We start from the raw sequence: 19,398 nt of genomic DNA on the forward strand, positions 1-19,398 counted from the left end.
TCGTTCCTTTGTCTGAAGGGCTGATTTCTTTGCCTTCTTCATTCACATAACTTGTTATGACTTTACGGTAAATATACTCAACTATTGTAACTCCTTTATTGACTTTTCCTATTTCAGGAGCTGATGTTTCAGATTTTTTCACGAATTCATAAACATCACCATTGGTAGTTGTGATCGTTTCTGGTTTTAAGTCTGGTGTGTTTGTGTTGTACTCTTTACCTGTTGGACTTTGAGTTTCAGCTTTGACACTTGTCTTACCTTCAATCTCATTTCCTTCAGTATCTATATAACTTACTATTACATCACCTTTTTGTAACTCGTACTCATAAACGACTTCTTGTTTCGCTTCTGTTACTTTACCTGTTTCTGTAGCTGAACCTTCTTTTAGTCCATTATTTGTTTTAACTAATTCATAGACTAAGCCGTCTTTTGTGAGGGTGTTTTCTTTCGTTGCAGTATAGTCACTTCCTACTTGTCCATTTGTTACTAATGTTACTGGATCTTTTAGGTTTGTTTCTGTGCCTGCAATGACATATTTCACTTCGACATTGCCACCTACTTTTGGCGCGTACTCATAAACGACTTCTTGTTTATCTGCTGTAACTGTACCTTGTTCTCCAGCTGATGTAGCTTTATGTCCTTTATATACATAAACTTTCCCATCAGTAGCTGTTAATTCTTCACCTGCTACTGGCGCTGTTGAAGTATAGCTTTTTCCGACTTTTAACCCCTTAGCAACATCTGTTGCTGGTTTTAATTCAGTTGTTGTGCCTTCGATAACGTATTTTGCAACTACATCTCCACCAACTGGAATAATTCTTTCATAATATACATTTTCAACTACATTACCATTATTAAGGACTTCAGGTGTAATTCTTACTTCATCAATTGCCGCTTTAGCGATATATTGATCATTAACTTTTACTTCTGGTTTTTCCCATTCTGAAGGTGTTGGAGACGTTACAGACTCCCATTTAGCATTTGCAGGAATTTCCCAATCTCCTTCTACAACACGTCCTGTTTTTTCTCCAGTATATACTTTTCTTGATACTGTTACTTTTTGGATTACTGGACTAGAAATGATATTACCTTCATTATTTTTTTCAATATAATTAATAGTTCTTGTAATCTCTTTAGTTTCTACTTTCACATTAGCCTGATCATATAGATATGTAACTTTCTTAGTTACCTGTCTTTCGTAAGTTCCTGTTTCTGGAGCAGAATCTGGTTGAACTTCGATAAAAATATAGTCGTGCACAGCATACCATCTATTTACAAAACCTTTAAGAATTGGTTCTTTAGTTGTAGCATAAGGCTGTCCTTCAAAACCTCTAGTTTTTGGGAACTCTTTTAAGAGCTCACCATCTACAGTTTTATAGTACACTTCTAGTTTTCCACGAACATCTTCTGTTCTTAATCCTACAACATTTGATTCTAACCAAGTATCTTTTCCATCTTTTATAAAAATTTGAGAAGTACTTTGCACATAGTTTGGGTTATTCTGATCGACACGTAGATTAAAGTTATGTTTAAAGGCATTCTCTTTTGTTACAGTATAATTATTTTTAAATACATATTTAACGGCAGTAACATCTTTCCAATTTGTGATTTGATTAGCAGTCACATATGTTCCAGTAGTTTTGTCAGTAGCAGTTGATGTTGTATAAAATACATCGTATTCGTCTGAATTATCTACAATAGGTCCTTCTAAATAGGTTAGAGCTTCTGTCTTAGGTATTAATACTACTGCTTCTTTTACTCTTTGAGGAAGATCTGTTAAATTTTCAATTTGTGGTGATAAGACAACTTCTTGTCCATTCTTAACATCAATGATTCCTCGAACACCTGTAGTTCCAGGTTTAGCAATTGTTAAAGAAGTTGAATATTCAGCAACGTTATTAATTGTAACGTTAATATTTGCTTTTGAAATAGATAAACCTGGTGCGTGATTTTCAACAAAATTAGCATTAATAGAATTGTCATTACCTACTAACGTTTCAGACTCACTATTCCATACTAAATAAGATTCAATCCCATAAGTTCCAGCTTCAACTTGTCCATTATTTTCAACTTCGAAAGTCAAGGCTGTAGGACTATATAATCCACCTTTAAGCCATCCATCTTTATTTAAATCATATTTAGTAAGACCTAAATTTTTTGAATCAAAGATGTAAGCACGTTTCCCTGTTCCTTTATAATTTTCGATAATTTTAGTTGGATTTACCGTGTCATAAGATTCTTTTAATTTATCATACGTTCCTTGTGCATCACTCCCATTTGCTCCACCAAAATGTAATACGTATTTCGATAATAAACGATTATCTGCTGCTAATCTAAAGTCTTTCAACGGTAACTTTGGATCCGCTAATAACATCACACTTGTTTTAGTAATATTTGGATCTAATTTATTTAAATCGTAAGTCTTAACTCCATTTTTATCTGTCTCTGCTAAAGAAAAATAATCTGGTGCTGAATACGTTACGGCAATAGGAATTGTTTTATCTCTCGTTAACTGATCTTTAGTTAAAGTTTGACTCCCTATTTGATTCATATCTAATGATAATTTTGTTGGAGTTTTGACATGCCATGCAGGATCACCACTACCCGTAGCAGGACGTTCCATAGCTATAGCACTCTCTATTGTATTCTCTGATGTAGACCCTTGCGCTATTTGATCGTCATAGCGTTGAATTGTTTTATCTTGGGCTTTTTCCTTCCATGTACCAACAGTTACTCCAAGTCTTGATTCTAATCCAGTTATTGTTTTAGAAGTCGAATTGTATTTTTGAAATTCATCTACTATACCCGGATGTTTTAGGATTAAATGCTCATATTTCTTTTCAGGATTAATTTCGATAGTATCATATAATTCATTAATTGAAGTATATTCTTTCAATAATTCAGCTTGGTTATCTTTAGTTACTCCGTATAATTTAAAATTCTCTTTTAAATTCCCGTCTAACTGTTATCTGTAATAACCTCTAACTGCTTTTGAACCATCAGCTTTTATTTCATTTGTATATACTCTATTTAACTGGAATTTTGTAAAGTAATTTCCTTCTTGATCTTTTGGAATAAAATAGTTTATATACTGACTTGGTAAGAATGCTCCGTCACCTTTTAATTTATCAGATGGTACATAAAATCTAGCGTTAAACGTATCTTCATTACTTGCATTTGAAAATAATCGTTGATTTGTTTCAGGGATAATTCTTGTATCCAGATCTTTAATAGCAGGAATACCATCACCAAGATATAATCTAAATCCATCAGGATTATCTAATGTCTGAGTAAATGTTGAGCCATCAGGTCTATGCCCAACTGCTTTATAAACAATATTGGCATTGAATCCTTTAGTAGAATTTGTTTCAATTACTCTTTCAATAGCTTCCTGAGTATTAAAAGCTCCTTCTTTTACTTTTAAAATTGGTCCACCATAAAGTAAACTTTGATCGATACCTTTCTTTTCATCTGGATGTAAGGTTAAAACTCCATTTTCTAATGTCCAAAACTTATTGTTTTTAACATTTGTTGGATCTAATTCTAAGAAATCTGGAATTCCACTAATCGTATAATCATAACTTGTTAAACGTCCATTACCATTATGATTCGTTTCTTCGTTATTGAAAAAAGCCTGATCACTCATAATAAATGGTAATTTAAATGTACTTCCTTCAATCGGCTTGAAAGTCCCATTCGAAACGAATCCCATTTTAAATTCTGGTAATGGAGCACCAAACTGATCGACCATATATTTGACAGTCTTAGGTCTTGAATCTTTTTCTCTATATAAGATTTCTGACAAATAGTCAAAAGTAGCTCTAGCTGACTTCGTTGATAAAGTTTCTCCACCTGCTATGAACTCTGTAGTAACTGATAATGCATCACCTTTTGATGGAGCATTTTTTATAGAGGTACCCACATATAATTTTAATAAACTTTCAGCAACAGTTCCACCACTCATAGGATTTAAATTTAAATCATAAATATAATTTGTAGCAGTTGATAAATCATCTACACTTTTTACAAATGATGAATTTGCAAATTCTGGTTTTTTCGTAGAATGTAAGAATTCTTTTGGTATCGTTACACGTACTTTACCATCGTTCACCGTTTCAGTTGAAGAAGCTGAATAAGTAATCGCCATATTAATGACACGTTCACCATCACCATTATTTGCAACCGGTATAGTCTTTTCAGTCGGTCTTCTCGATGTATCAAAATAAATTGCCCCTGTCAAAGCTTGGGTTGTCACTCCTGTTCGGAAACCAGTTCCTTCTTCCAGTTTCTTACCATTACGACTATCTTGATTTTTGTTTTCTTTAGGTGTTTCTTCAGCCTTGATTGATTTTAAGATAGAAGTTAATGAGCTAATTTCTTTTGCTTTTTTATCAGCTCCTGACTGTGTTGCACCCAATGCACTTAAATATTGCTTAGCTTCTGCAACTAGTTTTTCGGCATTTTGGATTTGAGAAGCTTGTTTTTTATTTCCTCGGATACGTTCAATTTGAGCTTCCAAATCTGCTAATTTTGCTTGCAAGAGAGATAAATCGACAGATGGTTTTGCCTCAGTTGCTTCTGCAGTGTTAGTATGTGCTGAAACTGCTGAAGCTTGTTCAGCTTCTTTTTCATTTTCTTTTACAGGTTTTGCTGGCTCAACTAACTTTTCTTCATTTATTTTTGGTTGCTCAGCTAACTCTGATTTTGTTTCACTATCTGATTTTGGCTCAGAGACAGTTCCTGCTTGCGTATTTTCTTGAGCTTGGTTTAGTCCCGTATCAGCATCCTTCGTTACCACCGTTTCAGTAGCAGAGTCTGCTTCTACCGTATCTACATTGTAACCAAACAAAAATCCTGCCCCGATTAAGACACTCGCAGCACCAACTTTTAATTTTTTAATCGAATATTTTTCGTATCTATTTCCACAAAAATATCGATGATCTTTTTGTTGTCTCGACAATTTAAACATAGCTTACCACCTTATATATATATGCACTCTTTGGTACAAATATACTCTTATAAATTATATCATATTTCAGAGTCACTTTTACAGTATTTGCTTATAAATTTCATTTTAAAAATATAACATTCTAAATCATTTTTTCGTACAAGTATAAATTTATATAAATATCTCCATTATCCCACCTTCAACTTTCTTTTTCATTCCTTTTATGGTAAAATGAAGAGTAATAATATTTATTAAAGAGGTAAAAACATGATTGAAGCAAGCAAATTGAAAGCTGGTATGACATTTGAAACTGCAGACGGAAAATTGATCCGCGTTTTGGAAGCTAGCCACCACAAACCAGGTAAAGGGAACACAATCATGCGTATGAAATTACGTGATGTCCGTACTGGTTCTACTTTTGACACAAGCTACCGTCCAGAAGAAAAATTCGAACAAGCTATTATCGAAACTGTTCCAGCTCAATACTTGTACAAAATGGATGAAACTGCCTACTTCATGAACACTGAAACTTACGACCAATACGAAATTCCAGTCGTAAACGTTGAAAATGAATTGCTTTACATCCTTGAAAACTCTGATGTGAAAATCCAATTCTACGGAACTGAAGTAATCGGTGTAACTGTACCAACTACTGTTGAATTGACAGTTGCTGAAACACAACCATCTATCAAAGGTGCTACTGTTACAGGTTCTGGTAAACCAGCAACTATGGAAACTGGACTTGTTGTCAACGTTCCTGACTTCATCGAAGCTGGACAAAAATTGATCATCAACACTGCAGAAGGAACTTACGTTTCTCGTGCCTAATCTCTAGAAAGAGGTCATTCTATGGGAACTGAAGAACAATTTGGCGAAATCGTTATCGCTCCACGTGTACTTGAAAAAATCATTGCCATCGCAACTGCTAAAGTTGATGGTGTCCATTCATTTTCAAATAAATCCGTATCTGATACCCTATCAAAACTCTCTCTTGGTCGTGGCGTCTACTTAAAAGAAAGCAACGAAGAACTAACTGCTGACATCTACCTTTATCTTGAGTACGGTGTGAAAGTACCAAAAGTTGCTCTTGCTATTCAAAAAGCAGTCAAAGATGCTGTCCGTGATATGGCTGATGTGGAACTTGCTGCTGTTAACATCCATGTTGCAGGAATCGTTCCAGATAAAACACCAAAACCTGAGTTGAAAGATCTATTTAACGAGGACTTCCTCAATGACTAGTCCATTATTAGAATCTAGACGCGAACTTCGTAAATGCGCTTTTCAAGCTCTTATGAGCCTTGAATTCGGTACAGATATGGAAACGGCTTGTCACTTTGCCTACACACATGACCGTGAAGATGCAGATGTGCAAATCCCTGCCTTTCTTTTGAACTTGGTTTCTGGCGTTCAAGCTCAAAAAGACGAGTTGGATAAACAAATCAACCAGCACCTCAAATCAGGCTGGACAGTTGAACGCTTGACCTTGGTCGAAAAAAACTTACTACGCTTGGGTATCTTTGAAATCACTTCATTTGATACACCTCAGCTAGTTGCAGTCAATGAAGCTATTGAACTTGCCAAGAATTTTTCAGATCAAAAATCAGCCCGCTTTATCAACGGACTGCTTAGTCAATTTGTAACTGAAGAAAATGAATAATCAAAAAGGTGTTTGGTCTTCCAAGCACTTTTTGACTTTCCTCTCTGCACAGATTAAGAACCACATAAAAACTAGAACTGGCAGTCAGTTCTAGTTTTTGCGTATTCTAAAGAATTATACTCAATGAAAATCAAAGAGCAAACTAGGAAGCTAGCCGTAGGCAGTACTTGAGTACGGCAAGGCGAAGCTGACGTGGTTTGAATTTGATTTTCGAAGAGTATTAGTATTTTCTAAACCGTTGATAGCGCTCTTCCAACAGCTCTTCTAGCGGTTTTTGTGAAAGCATGGCTAGCTCGTCTTGTAGTTCTTTTTTGACACTCTTGATCAGTTCTTTACTAGAAAGTCCTCCTTCAGAAATCACCTTATCCACCACGTCCATTTCTAACAGTTCATGTGAGGTGATTTTCATCAGTTCTGCTGCTTCCATGGCACGAGTGCCGTCCTTCCATAAAATGGAAGCAAAGCCTTCTGGACTGAGAATGGCATAGATGGAATTTTCCAGCATCCAGACACGGTCCGCGACTGCTAGAGCCAAAGCCCCACCTGATCCACCTTCACCGATAATGATAGCAATAATCGGAACTTTCAGGTCACTCATTTCCATGAGATTTCGAGCAATGGCTTCTCCCTGTCCACGTTCTTCCGCCCCGACACCAGGATAGGCACCTGCTGTATTGATAAAGGTCACCACTGGACGGCCAAACTTTTCAGCTTGTTTCATCAAGCGTAAGGCCTTGCGATAGCCTTCTGGATGTGGTTGTCCAAAATTCCGTTTGAGGTTGTCTTGCAAGCTCTTGCCTTTTTGGATACCAACCACTGTCACAGCTTGGTCTCCAAGCCAGCCGATACCACCAACAACTGCACCATCATCGCGAAAAGAACGGTCACCATGTAATTGGATAAATTCATCAAAAATGCCTGTCGCAAAGTCCAAGGTTGTCAAGCGACTCTGCTCACGCGCTTCTCTGACTATTTTTGCAATGTTCATCTTGGACTCCCTCCGTGCAATCTGACTAGGCTTGCAATCGTATCTGGCAAATCTCTTCTTTTAACAATAGCATCCACAAAACCATGTTCCAATAGGAATTCTGCCTTTTGGAAATCCTCAGGCAAGCTTTCACGAACCGTATTTTCAATGACACGACGTCCAGCAAAACCAACCAAGCTCTGTGGTTCAGCTAGAATGATATCGCCTTCCATAGCGAAAGAAGCTGTCACACCACCTGTCGTTGGATCTGTCAAAATAGTTAGGTAAAAGAGACCAGCATTTGAATGGCGTTTAACTGCCGCAGAAATCTTGGCCATCTGCATGAGACTCATGATTCCTTCCTGCATACGGGCACCACCAGAGGCTGTAAAGAGAACAACTGGCAATTTTTCAACAGTCGCATACTCAAACAAACGAGTGATTTTTTCACCTACAACCGTACCCATAGAAGCCATGATAAAGTTAGAATCCATTATCCCAAGAGCCACAGTCTGACCTTTAATAAGAGCAATTCCTGTCACAACGGCTTCATCCAAACCTGTTTTTTCACGCATAGTTGCTAGTTTCTTTTGATAACCAGGGAAATGCAAGGGATCCTTGCTTTCAATCCCCGTAAACAATTCCTTGAAGGTACCCATATCAATCGTCAAAGCCAAGCGTTCTTGGGCAGAAATACGAAAGGTATAGCTACAGTGCGGACAGATACGCTCACTTCCCAGATCCTTCTGGTAGATGGTATGCTTACAGCTCGGACACTGGGAGAATAATTCATCTGGAACCTCTGGCTTGGCTTGAGGTTTTTCCCTAACCGAACGATTGGGATTAATTCGAATATACTTATCTTTTTTACTAAATAGAGCCATTGATTCCCCTTTTCGGTTTAAACTCTTGAAGTCATTTTATTCTTTTTCTTGATATTTGGGTAAGAAGGTTTCCATCAAGAAGGAAGTATCGTAATCTCCAGCAATGACATTGCGATCTGAAATGAGGTCAAGCTGGAAATCTGCATTGGTCTGCACCCCCTCTATCTCTAGTTCGTAGAGGGCACGTTGCATTTTCATCAAGGCATCAAAACGATTTTCACCGTGAACGATGATTTTGGCAATCATACTATCATAATAGGGGGGAATGGTATAGCCTGGATAAACTGCTGAATCCACGCGCAAGCCAACACCTCCGCTTGGAAGATAGAGATTGGTAATCTTACCTGGACTTGGAGCAAAGTTGAAGGCTGGATTTTCAGCATTGATACGACATTCAATAGCATGGCCTCGTAGAACAATATCTTCTTGCTTAACAGACAGAGGTTGACCTGCTGCAATGCGAATCTGTTCCTTAACGATATCAACACCTGAAACAAATTCTGTTACTGGATGTTCTACTTGTACACGAGTATTCATCTCCAAAAAGTAGAATTTGCCACTGGCTTCATCAAGAAGAAACTCAATGGTCCCTGCATTCTCATAGCCAACAGACTCTGCCGCTCGAACAGCAGCAGCACCGATTTCATGGCGCAGCGTTTTTCCGATTGCAATCGAAGGACTTTCTTCTAAAACCTTTTGATTATTCCGTTGAAGAGAACAATCCCGTTCACCCAAGTGAATCACATGTCCATGCTCATCTCCTAGAATTTGAACCTCGATGTGACGAGCTGGATAGATAACCCGTTCTATGTACATGGCACCATTGCCATAATTGGCCTTAGCTTCACTGGAGGCTGTTTCAAAGGCAGAAACGAGATCGTCTGGTTTTTCAACCTTACGAATCCCTTTACCACCTCCACCTGCTGAAGCCTTGAGCATAACAGGATAGCCAATTTTTTCAGCAACAATCAAAGCTTCTTCAGAATTATGCACTTCTCCATCTGAACCTGGTATAACAGGCACACCTGCTTTAATCATCTGAGCGCGCGCATTGATCTTATCCCCCATCATATCCATAACATGGCCAGATGGACCAATAAACTTGATTCCCACCTCTTCACACATGATAGCAAATTTGGAATTTTCACTGAGAAATCCAAAACCTGGGTGAATGGCTTCTGCCTCAGTCAAAACTGCAGCTGATAGAACAGCATTGATATTGAGATAAGACTCAGTTGCCTTACCAGGGCCAATACAAACTGCTTCATCTGCCAAAAGCGTATGAAGGGCTTCCTTATCAGCAGTTGAATAAACCGCTACCGTCGCAATGCCCAATTCACGCGCCGCACGGATAATACGAACAGCAATTTCACCACGATTTGCAATTAAGATTTTTCGAAACATGGAGAACCTCCTTAGTTCCCTATTGCAAAGGTAAGAGTACCACTAGCTGCAAGCTTGCCATCCACTTCAGCCTTTGCTTCAACCACAGCAATTGTGCCACGACGTTTTACAAACGTTGCTGTCATAACCAATTGGTCACCTGGTACAACTTGCTTCTTGAATTTAACCTTGTCCATACCAGCGTAAAAGACCAGTTTCCCCTTATTTTCAGGTTTTGACAACTCTAACACACCAGCTGTTTGCGCCAAGGCTTCCATGATAAGAACACCTGGCATGACAGGGTATTGAGGAAAATGGCCGTTAAAGAAAGGCTCGTTAATGGTCACATTTTTGATAGCAACAATAGTGTCCTCGCTCACTTCCAACACACGATCTACTAGGAGCATAGGATAACGGTGGGGAAGAGCTTCTTTGATTCCTTGAATATCGATCATTTGATACGTACCAATCCTTTACCAAACTCAACCATTTCTTCGTTAGAAACGAGAATTTCCGTTACCACACCATCCTTAGGAGCTGGGATTTCATTCATGACTTTCATGGCTTCTATGATCACCAGAGTTTGACCTTTTTTGACACTATCACCAACTGAAACGAAGGCAGGTTTATCTGGTCCAGCAGCCAAGTAAGCCACCCCAACAAGTGGGCTCTCTACAACATCTCCCTCAGCAGCCACATTTGCTTCAGCTGGAGCAGGAACTTCTTCCACTACAGTTTCTGCTGGAGCAACTTGAGGTGAAACTTCAGACACCAATCTAGCTTCATTCTTGCTAAACTGCAATTCATCCGTCCCATTCTTATAAGAAAACTCTCTCAAACTTGACTGGTCAAATTGAGCCATCAAGTCCTTAATATCGTTTAAATTCATACTTATTTATTCTCCCAACGTTTGAAAGCAAGAACTGCATTGTGGCCACCAAAACCAAAGGTATTTGAAATAGCGTATGGAATTTCTTGCTCCAAGCCTTGTCCATAAACGACATTGGCTTCGATATAATCTGATACTTCACTTGTTCCAGCTGTCATTGGTACAAAGTTATGACGCATAGCTTCAATGGTAACGATAGCTTCTACTGCACCTGCAGCGCCCAGCAGATGTCCTGTGAAAGACTTAGTTGATGATACAGGGACTTCCTTACCAAGAACAGCTACGATCGCACCACTTTCTCCTTTTTCATTAGCCGGAGTTGATGTTCCGTGAGCATTGACATAGGCTACTTGCTCTGGAGAAATTTCCGCTTCTTCCAAGGCTAATTTGATGGCCTTGATAGCACCCTGACCTTCTGGATGAGGAGAAGTCATGTGGTAGGCATCACAGGTATTTCCGTAACCAACCACTTCTGCAAGGATGGTTGCCCCACGTTTTTCGGCGTGTTCAAGGCTTTCAAGAACCAACATCCCTGAACCTTCTCCCATAACAAAACCATTACGGTCCTTATCAAATGGAATAGAAGCGCGAGCTGGATCCTCTGTAGTAGAGAGAGCTGTTAGGGCTTGGAAACCAGCAATAGCAAAAGGTGTGATAGAAGCTTCTGAACCACCTACCAACATAACATCTTGGAAACCAAACTTAATGGAGCGGAAGGCATCCCCAATCGCGTCATTTGATGAAGCGCAGGCAGTATTGATGGATTTACAAACACCATTTGCTCCAAAACGCATAGCAACATTTCCTGAAGCCATATTTGGCAAGGCTTTTGGAAGGGTCAATGGTTTCACACGTTTTGGTCCTTTGTCATAGAGGCGAAGCACTTGATCTTCAATTTCTTTGATTCCACCAATACCAGAAGCAACGATAACACCAAAACGATCCTTGTCAATAGCCTCTACATCAAGACCTGCATGATTGACAGCTTCTTGGGCCGCATACAAGGCGTACAAAGAATAGTTATCAAAACGATTGGTATCCTTCTTAACAAAGTATTTATCAAAAGGAAAATCTTGGATTTCTGCCGCATTGTGCACATCAAAGTCACTATGATCAAATTTTGTAATTTGACCAATTCCGATTTTTCCAGTTGTCAAACTAGTCCAAAATTCTTCTGGTGTATTTCCGATTGGAGATGTTACTCCATAACCTGTTACTACTACGCGATTTAGTTTCATCTTTTTCACCTCTAGCTTCTGCTACATACTGAGGCCGCCATCAATGGCAACCACTTGACCAGTTAGATAATCTTGGCCTGCTAAAAATACTGTCAAATCTGCAACCTGCTCTGCCTGCCCAAATTCTTTCATAGGAATTTGGGCCAGCATAGCATCTCTTACCTTGTCTGATAGAACAGCTGTCATATCGGACTCAATCATTCCAGGTGCGATAGCATTAACCCTTATATTGCGATTGGCTACTTCACGCGCCACAGACTTGGTAAAACCAATCAAACCAGCCTTAGAAGCTGCATAGTTAGCTTGGCCAATATTTCCCATCAAACCAACAACACTAGACATATTAATGATAGCACCTTCTCTGGCTTTCATCATCGGTTTCAAGACTGATTGTGTCATGTTAAAGGCACCAGTCAGGTTAACCTTGAGCACTTTTTCAAAATCCGCTTCTGTCATCTTGAGCATCAGGGTATCTTGAGTAATCCCTGCATTGTTGACCAAAACATCCACTGAACCCAGCTCTGCAATAGCTTGATCAACCATACGCTTAGCGTCTGCAAAATCCGACACATCCCCTGAAATGGGAATCACCTTGACACCATAGTCTGCAAAGTCAGCGAGCAATTCTTCTGAGATAGACCCACGACTGTTTAAGACGATGTCGGCTCCTGCCTGAGCAAACTTGTGAGCAATGGCAAGACCAATCCCACGACTCGAACCTGTAATAAAGATATTTTTATTTTTTAGTTGCATTCTTTTCTCCTGTTTCCTCCTGTATTTATGGGAGAAGGGATTACTTGTTTTCTAGCAAGGCTTCCAAACTAGCCTGATCTTCAACATTGGCTAGTTTAACCGTCTTATCAATTTTTTTGACAAAGCCTGACAAAACTTTCCCCGGTCCAATCTCGATAAAGTTGGTTACGCCTGCTTCTTGCATAACTGCAATACTCTCATAAAAACGAACTGGCTCTTTGACCTGACGCGTCAAAAGTTGAGCAATGTCTTCTTTTTTCATGACCGTAGCTTCTGTATTACCAACTAGGGGACAAGTAAAATCTGAAAAACTTACTTGAGCTAGAGTTTCAGCTAGTTTTTGGCTAGCAGACTCAAGGAGAGCGGTATGAAAAGGCCCTGAAACCTTGAGAGGAATCAAGCGTTTGGCACCTGCTTCCTGCAAGAGTTCAACAGCTCGATCAACTGCAGTCACTTCTCCACCAATCACGATTTGTGCAGGTGTATTATAGTTCGCTGGGGTAACCACTCCAAGTTCAGAAGCTTTTTGACAGGCTTCTTCAATGACCTCTACTGGCGTATTGAGAACAGCCACCATCTTGCCAAAACCAGCAGGGGCCGCTTCTTCCATATAGGCGCCACGCTTAGCGACCAAGGCTACCGCATCTTCAAAATCTAAGGTGCCACTGGCCACCAAGGCAGAATATTCTCCAAGAGACAAACCAGCAACCATATCCGGCTGATAGCCCTTTTCTTGCAATAAACGGTAGATAGCAACCGAAGTCGCTAGAATGGCAGGTTGCGTATAGCGAGTCTGATTGAGTTTTTCTTCTTCCGTATCAATGAGATGACGCAAATCATAACCGAGTACCTGACTAGCTTGATCAATCGTTTCTTGGACAATCGGATACTGATCATAGAGATCCCGTCCCATCCCTAGATACTGGGCACCTTGACCAGCAAATAAAAAGGCTGTTTTAGTCATTTCTTACAACTCCTGCCCAACGAGAGGCTTCTTCTTGAATTTTCTTAGCTGCTCCGTAATACAAATCTTTTAGGATTTCTTCAACGGTTTCTTCTTTGGAAACAAGGCCTGCGATCTGACCTGCCATGACAGAGCCACCATCCACATCTCCGTGAACAACCGCTTTGGCTAGGGCACCTGCTCCCATTTGTTCAAAGATTTCTAAATCAGGATTTTCCTGTTTAAAGGCATCTTTCTCAGCTTTTTCAAAATCACGAGTCAATTGATTTTTAATTGCACGAACAGCATGGCCAAAGTGTTGAGCTGAAATCGTAGTATCAATATCTCTAGCTTTTAAAATCTTGGCCTTGTAATTTGGATGTGCATTAGACTCTTTGGCAACGACAAAACGAGTTCCAACCTGAACAGCCTCTGCACCTAGCATAAAGCCAGCCGCAGCACCTTCACCATCCGCAATCCCTCCTGCCGCAATAACAGGAATAGATACAGCTGCCGCCACTTGACGCACCAAGGTCATGGTTGTTAATTTACCGATATGCCCCCCAGCTTCCATTCCTTCTGCGATAACAGCGTCCGCACCAATTTTTTCCATTCGTTTAGCTAGGGCAACGCTTGGTACAACTGGAATAACCGTGATCCCAGCTTCATGGAAGCGTTCCATGTATTTTCCAGGATTTCCTGCGCCTGTTGTCACTACCTTAACACCTTCCTCGATAACGAGGTCTACAATATCTTCCACAAAGGGAGACAAGAGCATGATGTTGACACCGAAGGGTTTATCCGTCAACGATTTGATCTTGTCAATATTGGCCTTGACGACTTCTTTCGGTGCATTCCCACCACCGATAATGCCTAGTCCTCCAGCCTTGGAAACAGCTCCTGCCAAATCACCATCAGCAACCCAAGCCATTCCTCCTTGGAAAATAGGATAATCAATGTTCAATAATTCTGTAATACGCGTTTTCATAGTGCCTCCATCGTTTCTTGCTTACGTAATAGTTCGATACTGTCATAATTTGACAATCAAACTATTGCCTAAACAAGAGGGAGCGGGTTTCCCTACTCCTTCTATCTTATATTCTGCTTATTTTGTTTGCTCTTCAACGTAGGCAACCAAGTCACCAACTGTTTTCAAGTCATCTTCTGCTTCGATCTGGATATCAAAAGCATCTTCGATTTCTGAGATTACTTGGAACAAGTCCAATGAATCTGCGTCCAAATCATCAAAAGTTGATTCAAGTGTTACTTCTGATGCGTCTTTTCCAAGTTCTTCAACGATAATTTCTTGTACTTTTTCAAATACTGCCATGATAGGACTCCTTTAAAATAAATAGTTTTTATAACAATGTGTTCACCACATGATTACCTAAATTGTAAGAATGAGCGTGCCCCAGGTCAAGCCTCCACCGAAGCCTGATAGCAGAACAGTCTGGCTACCATCTAAATGGATGAGACCTTGTTCTACACACTCTGAAAGTAAAATCGGGATACTGGCTGCACTGGTATTGCCATATTCCATCATATTGGCTGGAAGTTTAGCTCGGTCAACACCGATTTTTCTAGCCATCTTATCCAAGATACGGTCATTGGCCTGATGAAGTAGCAGATAATCTAAGTCTGTCGCCTCTATAGGAGATTCATCAATAGTCTGTTTGATAGACTTGGCTACATCTCGAATGGCAAAATCAAAGACTGCGCGTCCATCCATCTTCAAAAATGAATCTGCACTTTCTTGATCTGAAAATGGAGAATGCAAACCTGAATGCCCATAAGTTAAACACTCGCTGCGACTTCCATCGCTATTGAGGCTCTCAGCTAAGAAATGCTCTTGCTCGCTAGCTTCTAGCAAGACACCACCAGCACCATCTCCAAACAATACAGCTGTTGATCGGTCTGACCAATCGACTGCCTTAGAGAGGGTTTCACTACCAATCACCAAGCCTTTTTGAAAGCGACCAGAAGCGATAAACTTTTCAGCAGTTGAAAGAGCAAATACAAATCCACTACAAGCAGCTGTTAGGTCAAAAGCAAAGGCCTTATTAGCACCAATATTAGCTTGAACACGAGCAGCTGTAGAGGGCATCATCGAATCTGGAGTAATGGTAGCTAGGATGATAAAATCCAACTCCTCCCCTGTGATTCCAGCTTTTGCCATCAGTTTCTTAGCAACTTCCGTAGCCAAATCACTGGTAGATTCTGTTCTTGAAATATGCCTTTGTCGTATTCCCGTCCGACTTGAAATCCACTCATCATTGGTATCCATAATCTGAGCCAAGTCGTGATTTGTAACCACTTGCTCTGGCACATAATGAGCAACCTGGCTTATTTTTGCAAAAGCCATTATTTCAAATCCTCCAAAAATTGATAAAGATTGGTCAAACCTTTGCTCATAACATCAATTTCTTCCTTACTCATACCATCAATGATTTTTTCAACCATGGCCTTGTGGAAGCGTTTATGTAGCCTATGAACCAAGCGACCCTTCTTTGTCAAATGTAGATGCACCACACGACGATCCTGCTCTGAGCGAATGCGTTCAATGTAACCCTTGCGTTCGAGATTATTCAAACTAGTCGTAACTGTCCCAAGAGTCACCATCAACTCTTTTGACACTTGACTTGGTGTCACGTCTGGGAATTTCCCAATCACATCAATCGTATGCATTTCTTTGATGGAGATATCCTTGAAACGACTACCTCTCAAGCTCACTTCCTCAATGACAAGGACATTGTTAAATATAGATGTTAAATATTCATTAATTCGTTGGTAGTCCAATCTCTTTTCCCTCCTTTTCAAAAAACTTTCACAATCAAAACATTTGACAAAAGAATTATATCAAACTTCAAAGAATGATGCAAGTATTTTTTTATTTTCCTGTAAATTTAGGCCGTCTTCTCTCCGAATGAGCTCGCACTCCTTCTTTGAAATCCTCTGTTTGAGCTAAGGATTCCTGTAGGTTCAGTTCTAAAGTAGCGTAATCCTGCCAGTCTTTAAATTGGCTCTCCCAAACCAACTTCTTAATGGCTGCATAGGAATTACTTGAACCACGTCTTAATTTTTTAAGAAGCTGTTCTCTCGTCTTTTCAAGTTTATCAGCTTCACAGACGCGGTAAACCAGCCCCCATTCTAGGGCTTTTTCTGCGGTTAAAGCCTCACCTGTCATGGCTAATTGAGCAGCACGCGTCACACCGATACTGCGGCTCAAGAGGTGAATCCCCCCTGCATCTGGAGCCAAACCAACGCCAACAAAGGCTTGAATAAACTTCGCCTTATTCGTCGCCAGACAGAAATCTGCCGCAACAGCCATATTCGCTGCGGCACCTGCAACAGCACCGTCAACTTCCATCAAGACAGGTTTAGCAATTTGCTTAATTTTATAAGAAATAGTATTGACCAATTCTGCGATTTTCGTCAATGATGGAATATCATCCTCATCGACTGCTCGCTTCATCTCAACCAAATCTCCCCCAACTGAAAAGACTTTGCCATTGGCATTGATTAAGATAAAATGCACAGCTGAATTTTCTTCTGCCAGAGTCAGCGCTTCTAAAATCTCCTCACACATAGGAATATGAAAGCCATTTGCAACCTCAGGACGGTTTAAAGTAATAATTGCCAAGTCCTCTTCAAGCTGATAAATAATGTGTTCCATCAGGGCTCCTTTTTATTTCATAAGCAGTTTAAATTATTTCGTTTTCAAAGTATATCTTTTTTGTTCTAAAAAAGCAAGAATAAGAATGTAATAAGTGTCTCAGCCGATTAGAAAGCATCATTTTAGGCTAGAAAGCATCTTATTTTCTTCATTGAAAAAAGGCTTTCTTTCTGCTATAATCGTATAAAATACTTACTTTAGGAGTTCTTATGAAAGTTGTTAAATTTGGAGGTAGCTCTCTTGCCTCTGCTAGTCAATTAGAAAAAGTTTTAAACATCGTCAAAAACGATTCAGAGCGTCGTTTTGTAGTCGTTTCTGCGCCTGGTAAACGCAATGCTGAAGATACTAAGGTTACGGATGCCTTGATTAAATACTACCGCGACTATGTTGCTGGTAACGATATTAGCAAGAGCCAAAACTGGATTATCGACCGCTATGCTGCTATGGTTAGTGAATTGGGACTAAAACCAGCTGTTCTAGAAAAAATTTCAAAAAGCATTCGCGCCTTAGCTACTCTTCCTATTGATGAAAATGAATTTCTCTACGATACTTTCCTAGCAGCTGGTGAAAATAACAATGCTAAATTGATTGCTGCCTACTTTAATCAAAACGGGATCGATGCACGCTATGTGCCCCCTAGAGAAGCTGGTATTGTGGTCACAAGTGAACCTGGTCACGCTCGCATCATTCCATCAAGTTATGACAAGATTGAAGAATTGACAAATGCAAATGAAGTCCTTGTCATTCCTGGTTTCTTTGGAGTTACCAAGGAAAATCAAATCTGTACCTTCTCACGTGGAGGATCAGACATTACAGGTTCTATCATTGCTGCTGGTGTCAAAGCTGACCTCTATGAAAACTTTACGGACGTTGATGGTATCTTTGCAGCCCACCCTGGTATTATCCACCAACCACACTCGATCCCTGAGTTGACCTACCGTGAAATGCGTGAGTTGGCCTATGCAGGATTCTCAGTCCTTCACGACGAAGCCCTTCTTCCTGCCTACCGTGGAAAAATTCCTCTAGTTATCAAGAATACCAACAACCCTGACCATCCAGGTACTCGTATCGTTCTAAAACATAGTAGTGATGAATTTCCAGTTGTGGGAATTGCTGGTGACTCAGGCTTTGTCAGCATCAACATGTCGAAATACCTTATGAATCGCGAGGTTGGATTCGGACGCAAGGTTCTGCAAATCCTTGAAGACCTTAACATCGGTTGGGAACATATGCCAACAGGTATCGACGATCTTTCAATCATCCTCCGTTCTCGCGAACTAACTCCTATCAAGGAAGAAGAAATCCTGCGTCAGTTGGTTCAAAAGGCTGAAGTAGACCATGCAGAAATCGAACACGACCTTTCAATCATTATGATTGTTGGTGAAAAAATGAAGAGCCATATTGGTGTCACTGCTACTGCGACACGCGCTCTATCTGAAAACAAGATCAACATCCAGATGATGTCTCAAGGTTCTAGTGAAGTTTCTATCATGTTTGTTGTCAATAAAAACCAAGAGAAAGCAGCTATTAAAGCCCTCTACAATGCCTTTTTCGGTGAAAACAAGGAAGATTAATCATGGCCCAATCTCTTAACAAAACAGTGCTTCTCAATACGACAGGAACTTCCTATCTCTCTATAGCTGGGAAAGTTGGGAAATTCCTGGTCGGAGATCAGGCTCTGGAATTTTACCCAGATGTCAATGTCGAACAATTTATCCAGATTCCTTGGAGCCATATCAATCAGATTGGAGCCAATGTCACTGGACGAAAAATCAGTCGCCACTTCGAAGTCTTTACAGACAAAGGAAAATTCCTCTTTGCTTCAAAAGACTCAGGTGCTATTCTCAAAATTGCACGCGAAAAACTGGGTAATGACAAGGTCGTCAAACTTCCTACCCTGATTCAAACCATTAGTCAAAAATTTAAAAATCTATTTGCAAAAAAGTAGAAACTTTAGTATAATCATAGCAACGGATAAGTAGGTTATCTTCTTCTTTCAGAAAGTCTGCGGGTGCTGCGAGCAGATAGGAGGGATAGGTGAAATTCTACCGTTAGTAACAATT

At 39.9% G+C, this 19,398-nt stretch carries 20 protein-coding genes; 5 read left to right on the top strand and 15 right to left on the bottom strand.

Annotated features, from left to right (window positions below):
- Both O3636_RS09855 and O3636_RS09860 read right to left on the bottom strand, forming a co-directional pair.
- On the bottom strand, positions 1–2,896 hold a 2,896-nt coding region (locus tag O3636_RS09855), incomplete at its 3' end, for a MucBP domain-containing protein (protein WP_371642934.1).
- Positions 2,897–2,965: 69 nt separating this feature from the next.
- A complete protein-coding gene (locus O3636_RS09860) occupies positions 2,966–4,969 on the bottom strand; it encodes a YSIRK-type signal peptide-containing protein (RefSeq protein WP_371642936.1) in 2,004 nt (667 codons plus the stop codon).
- Positions 4,970–5,215: 246 nt separating this feature from the next.
- Here O3636_RS09860 and efp point away from each other — a divergent pair, with 246 nt between their 5' ends.
- Genes efp through nusB form a run of 3 tightly spaced genes read left to right on the top strand, consistent with a single transcriptional unit; the run spans position 5,216 to position 6,605 of the window.
- Complete coding sequence (gene efp / locus O3636_RS09865; RefSeq protein ID WP_000568643.1) at positions 5,216–5,776, top strand: elongation factor P; 561 nt, start codon at positions 5,216–5,218, stop codon at positions 5,774–5,776.
- Positions 5,777–5,797: 21 nt separating this feature from the next.
- Positions 5,798–6,187: an Asp23/Gls24 family envelope stress response protein gene (locus O3636_RS09870; protein ID WP_070528853.1), complete on the top strand. Its 390-nt coding sequence runs from the start codon at positions 5,798–5,800 to the stop codon at positions 6,185–6,187.
- Complete coding sequence (gene nusB, locus O3636_RS09875) at positions 6,180–6,605, top strand: transcription antitermination factor NusB (RefSeq protein ID WP_000203638.1); 426 nt, start codon at positions 6,180–6,182, stop codon at positions 6,603–6,605. Before O3636_RS09870 ends, nusB begins: the two co-directional genes overlap by 8 nt.
- A gap of 220 nt (positions 6,606–6,825) precedes the next feature.
- On the opposite strand, the gene O3636_RS09880 is transcribed toward nusB, so the two are convergent.
- The 13 genes from O3636_RS09880 to O3636_RS09940 form a co-directional block, all read right to left on the bottom strand.
- Positions 6,826–7,593: an acetyl-CoA carboxylase carboxyl transferase subunit alpha gene (locus O3636_RS09880; protein ID WP_371642938.1), complete on the bottom strand. Its 768-nt coding sequence runs from the start codon at positions 7,591–7,593 to the stop codon at positions 6,826–6,828.
- Positions 7,590–8,456, bottom strand: coding sequence for an acetyl-CoA carboxylase, carboxyltransferase subunit beta (gene accD, locus O3636_RS09885; protein ID WP_371642940.1), 867 nt, complete (start codon positions 8,454–8,456; stop codon positions 7,590–7,592). Before accD ends, O3636_RS09880 begins: the two co-directional genes overlap by 4 nt.
- Positions 8,457–8,492: 36 nt before the next feature.
- A complete protein-coding gene (gene accC / locus O3636_RS09890; protein WP_371642942.1) occupies positions 8,493–9,860 on the bottom strand; it encodes an acetyl-CoA carboxylase biotin carboxylase subunit in 1,368 nt (455 codons plus the stop codon).
- 11 nt (positions 9,861–9,871) lie between these two features.
- Positions 9,872–10,294, bottom strand: a complete 423-nt coding sequence (fabZ, locus tag O3636_RS09895) for a 3-hydroxyacyl-ACP dehydratase FabZ (protein ID WP_000565515.1) — start codon at positions 10,292–10,294, stop codon at positions 9,872–9,874.
- A complete protein-coding gene (gene accB, locus O3636_RS09900; RefSeq protein ID WP_153196840.1) occupies positions 10,291–10,728 on the bottom strand; it encodes an acetyl-CoA carboxylase biotin carboxyl carrier protein in 438 nt (145 codons plus the stop codon). The genes fabZ and accB overlap by 4 nt, the downstream gene beginning before the upstream one ends.
- A 2-nt stretch (positions 10,729–10,730) precedes the next feature.
- Entirely contained in the window at positions 10,731–11,966 is a 1,236-nt protein-coding gene (gene fabF / locus O3636_RS09905; RefSeq protein ID WP_049535324.1) for a beta-ketoacyl-ACP synthase II, read from the bottom strand.
- Between the two features lie 21 nt (positions 11,967–11,987).
- Positions 11,988–12,719: a 3-oxoacyl-[acyl-carrier-protein] reductase gene (fabG, locus tag O3636_RS09910; protein ID WP_371642945.1), complete on the bottom strand. Its 732-nt coding sequence runs from the start codon at positions 12,717–12,719 to the stop codon at positions 11,988–11,990.
- Between the two features lie 40 nt (positions 12,720–12,759).
- Positions 12,760–13,683, bottom strand: coding sequence for an ACP S-malonyltransferase (gene fabD / locus O3636_RS09915; protein WP_219967351.1), 924 nt, complete (start codon positions 13,681–13,683; stop codon positions 12,760–12,762).
- A complete protein-coding gene (gene fabK, locus O3636_RS09920) occupies positions 13,676–14,650 on the bottom strand; it encodes an enoyl-[acyl-carrier-protein] reductase FabK (protein ID WP_000857440.1) in 975 nt (324 codons plus the stop codon). Before fabK ends, fabD begins: the two co-directional genes overlap by 8 nt.
- 117 nt (positions 14,651–14,767) lie before the next feature.
- Entirely contained in the window at positions 14,768–14,992 is a 225-nt protein-coding gene (locus O3636_RS09925; RefSeq protein ID WP_000257838.1) for an acyl carrier protein, read from the bottom strand.
- A 57-nt stretch (positions 14,993–15,049) separates the two neighbouring features.
- On the bottom strand, positions 15,050–16,024 hold the full coding sequence (locus tag O3636_RS09930) for a beta-ketoacyl-ACP synthase III (protein WP_371642948.1): 975 nt from the start codon (positions 16,022–16,024) through the stop codon (positions 15,050–15,052).
- Positions 16,024–16,458 carry a MarR family winged helix-turn-helix transcriptional regulator gene (locus tag O3636_RS09935; RefSeq protein WP_000386353.1) on the bottom strand — a complete coding sequence of 145 codons (435 nt, stop codon included), beginning with the start codon at positions 16,456–16,458 and terminating at the stop codon, positions 16,024–16,026. Before O3636_RS09935 ends, O3636_RS09930 begins: the two co-directional genes overlap by 1 nt.
- Before the next feature lie 91 nt (positions 16,459–16,549).
- A complete protein-coding gene (locus tag O3636_RS09940; protein ID WP_371642950.1) occupies positions 16,550–17,335 on the bottom strand; it encodes an enoyl-CoA hydratase in 786 nt (261 codons plus the stop codon).
- Between the two features lie 209 nt (positions 17,336–17,544).
- Between O3636_RS09940 and O3636_RS09945 the strand changes: the two genes are divergently transcribed.
- Both O3636_RS09945 and O3636_RS09950 read left to right on the top strand, forming a co-directional pair.
- Entirely contained in the window at positions 17,545–18,909 is a 1,365-nt protein-coding gene (locus O3636_RS09945; RefSeq protein WP_371642952.1) for an aspartate kinase, read from the top strand.
- Between the two features lie 2 nt (positions 18,910–18,911).
- Positions 18,912–19,283 (top strand): DUF956 family protein, encoded by a 372-nt coding sequence (locus O3636_RS09950; RefSeq protein WP_020901044.1) that lies wholly within the window; start codon positions 18,912–18,914, stop codon positions 19,281–19,283.
- The last annotated feature ends 115 nt before the right edge of the window (positions 19,284–19,398 follow it).

This window comes from Streptococcus sp. 27098_8_76 (assembly GCF_041432315.1).
In the GTDB taxonomy this organism is placed as follows: Bacteria; Bacillota; Bacilli; order Lactobacillales; family Streptococcaceae; genus Streptococcus.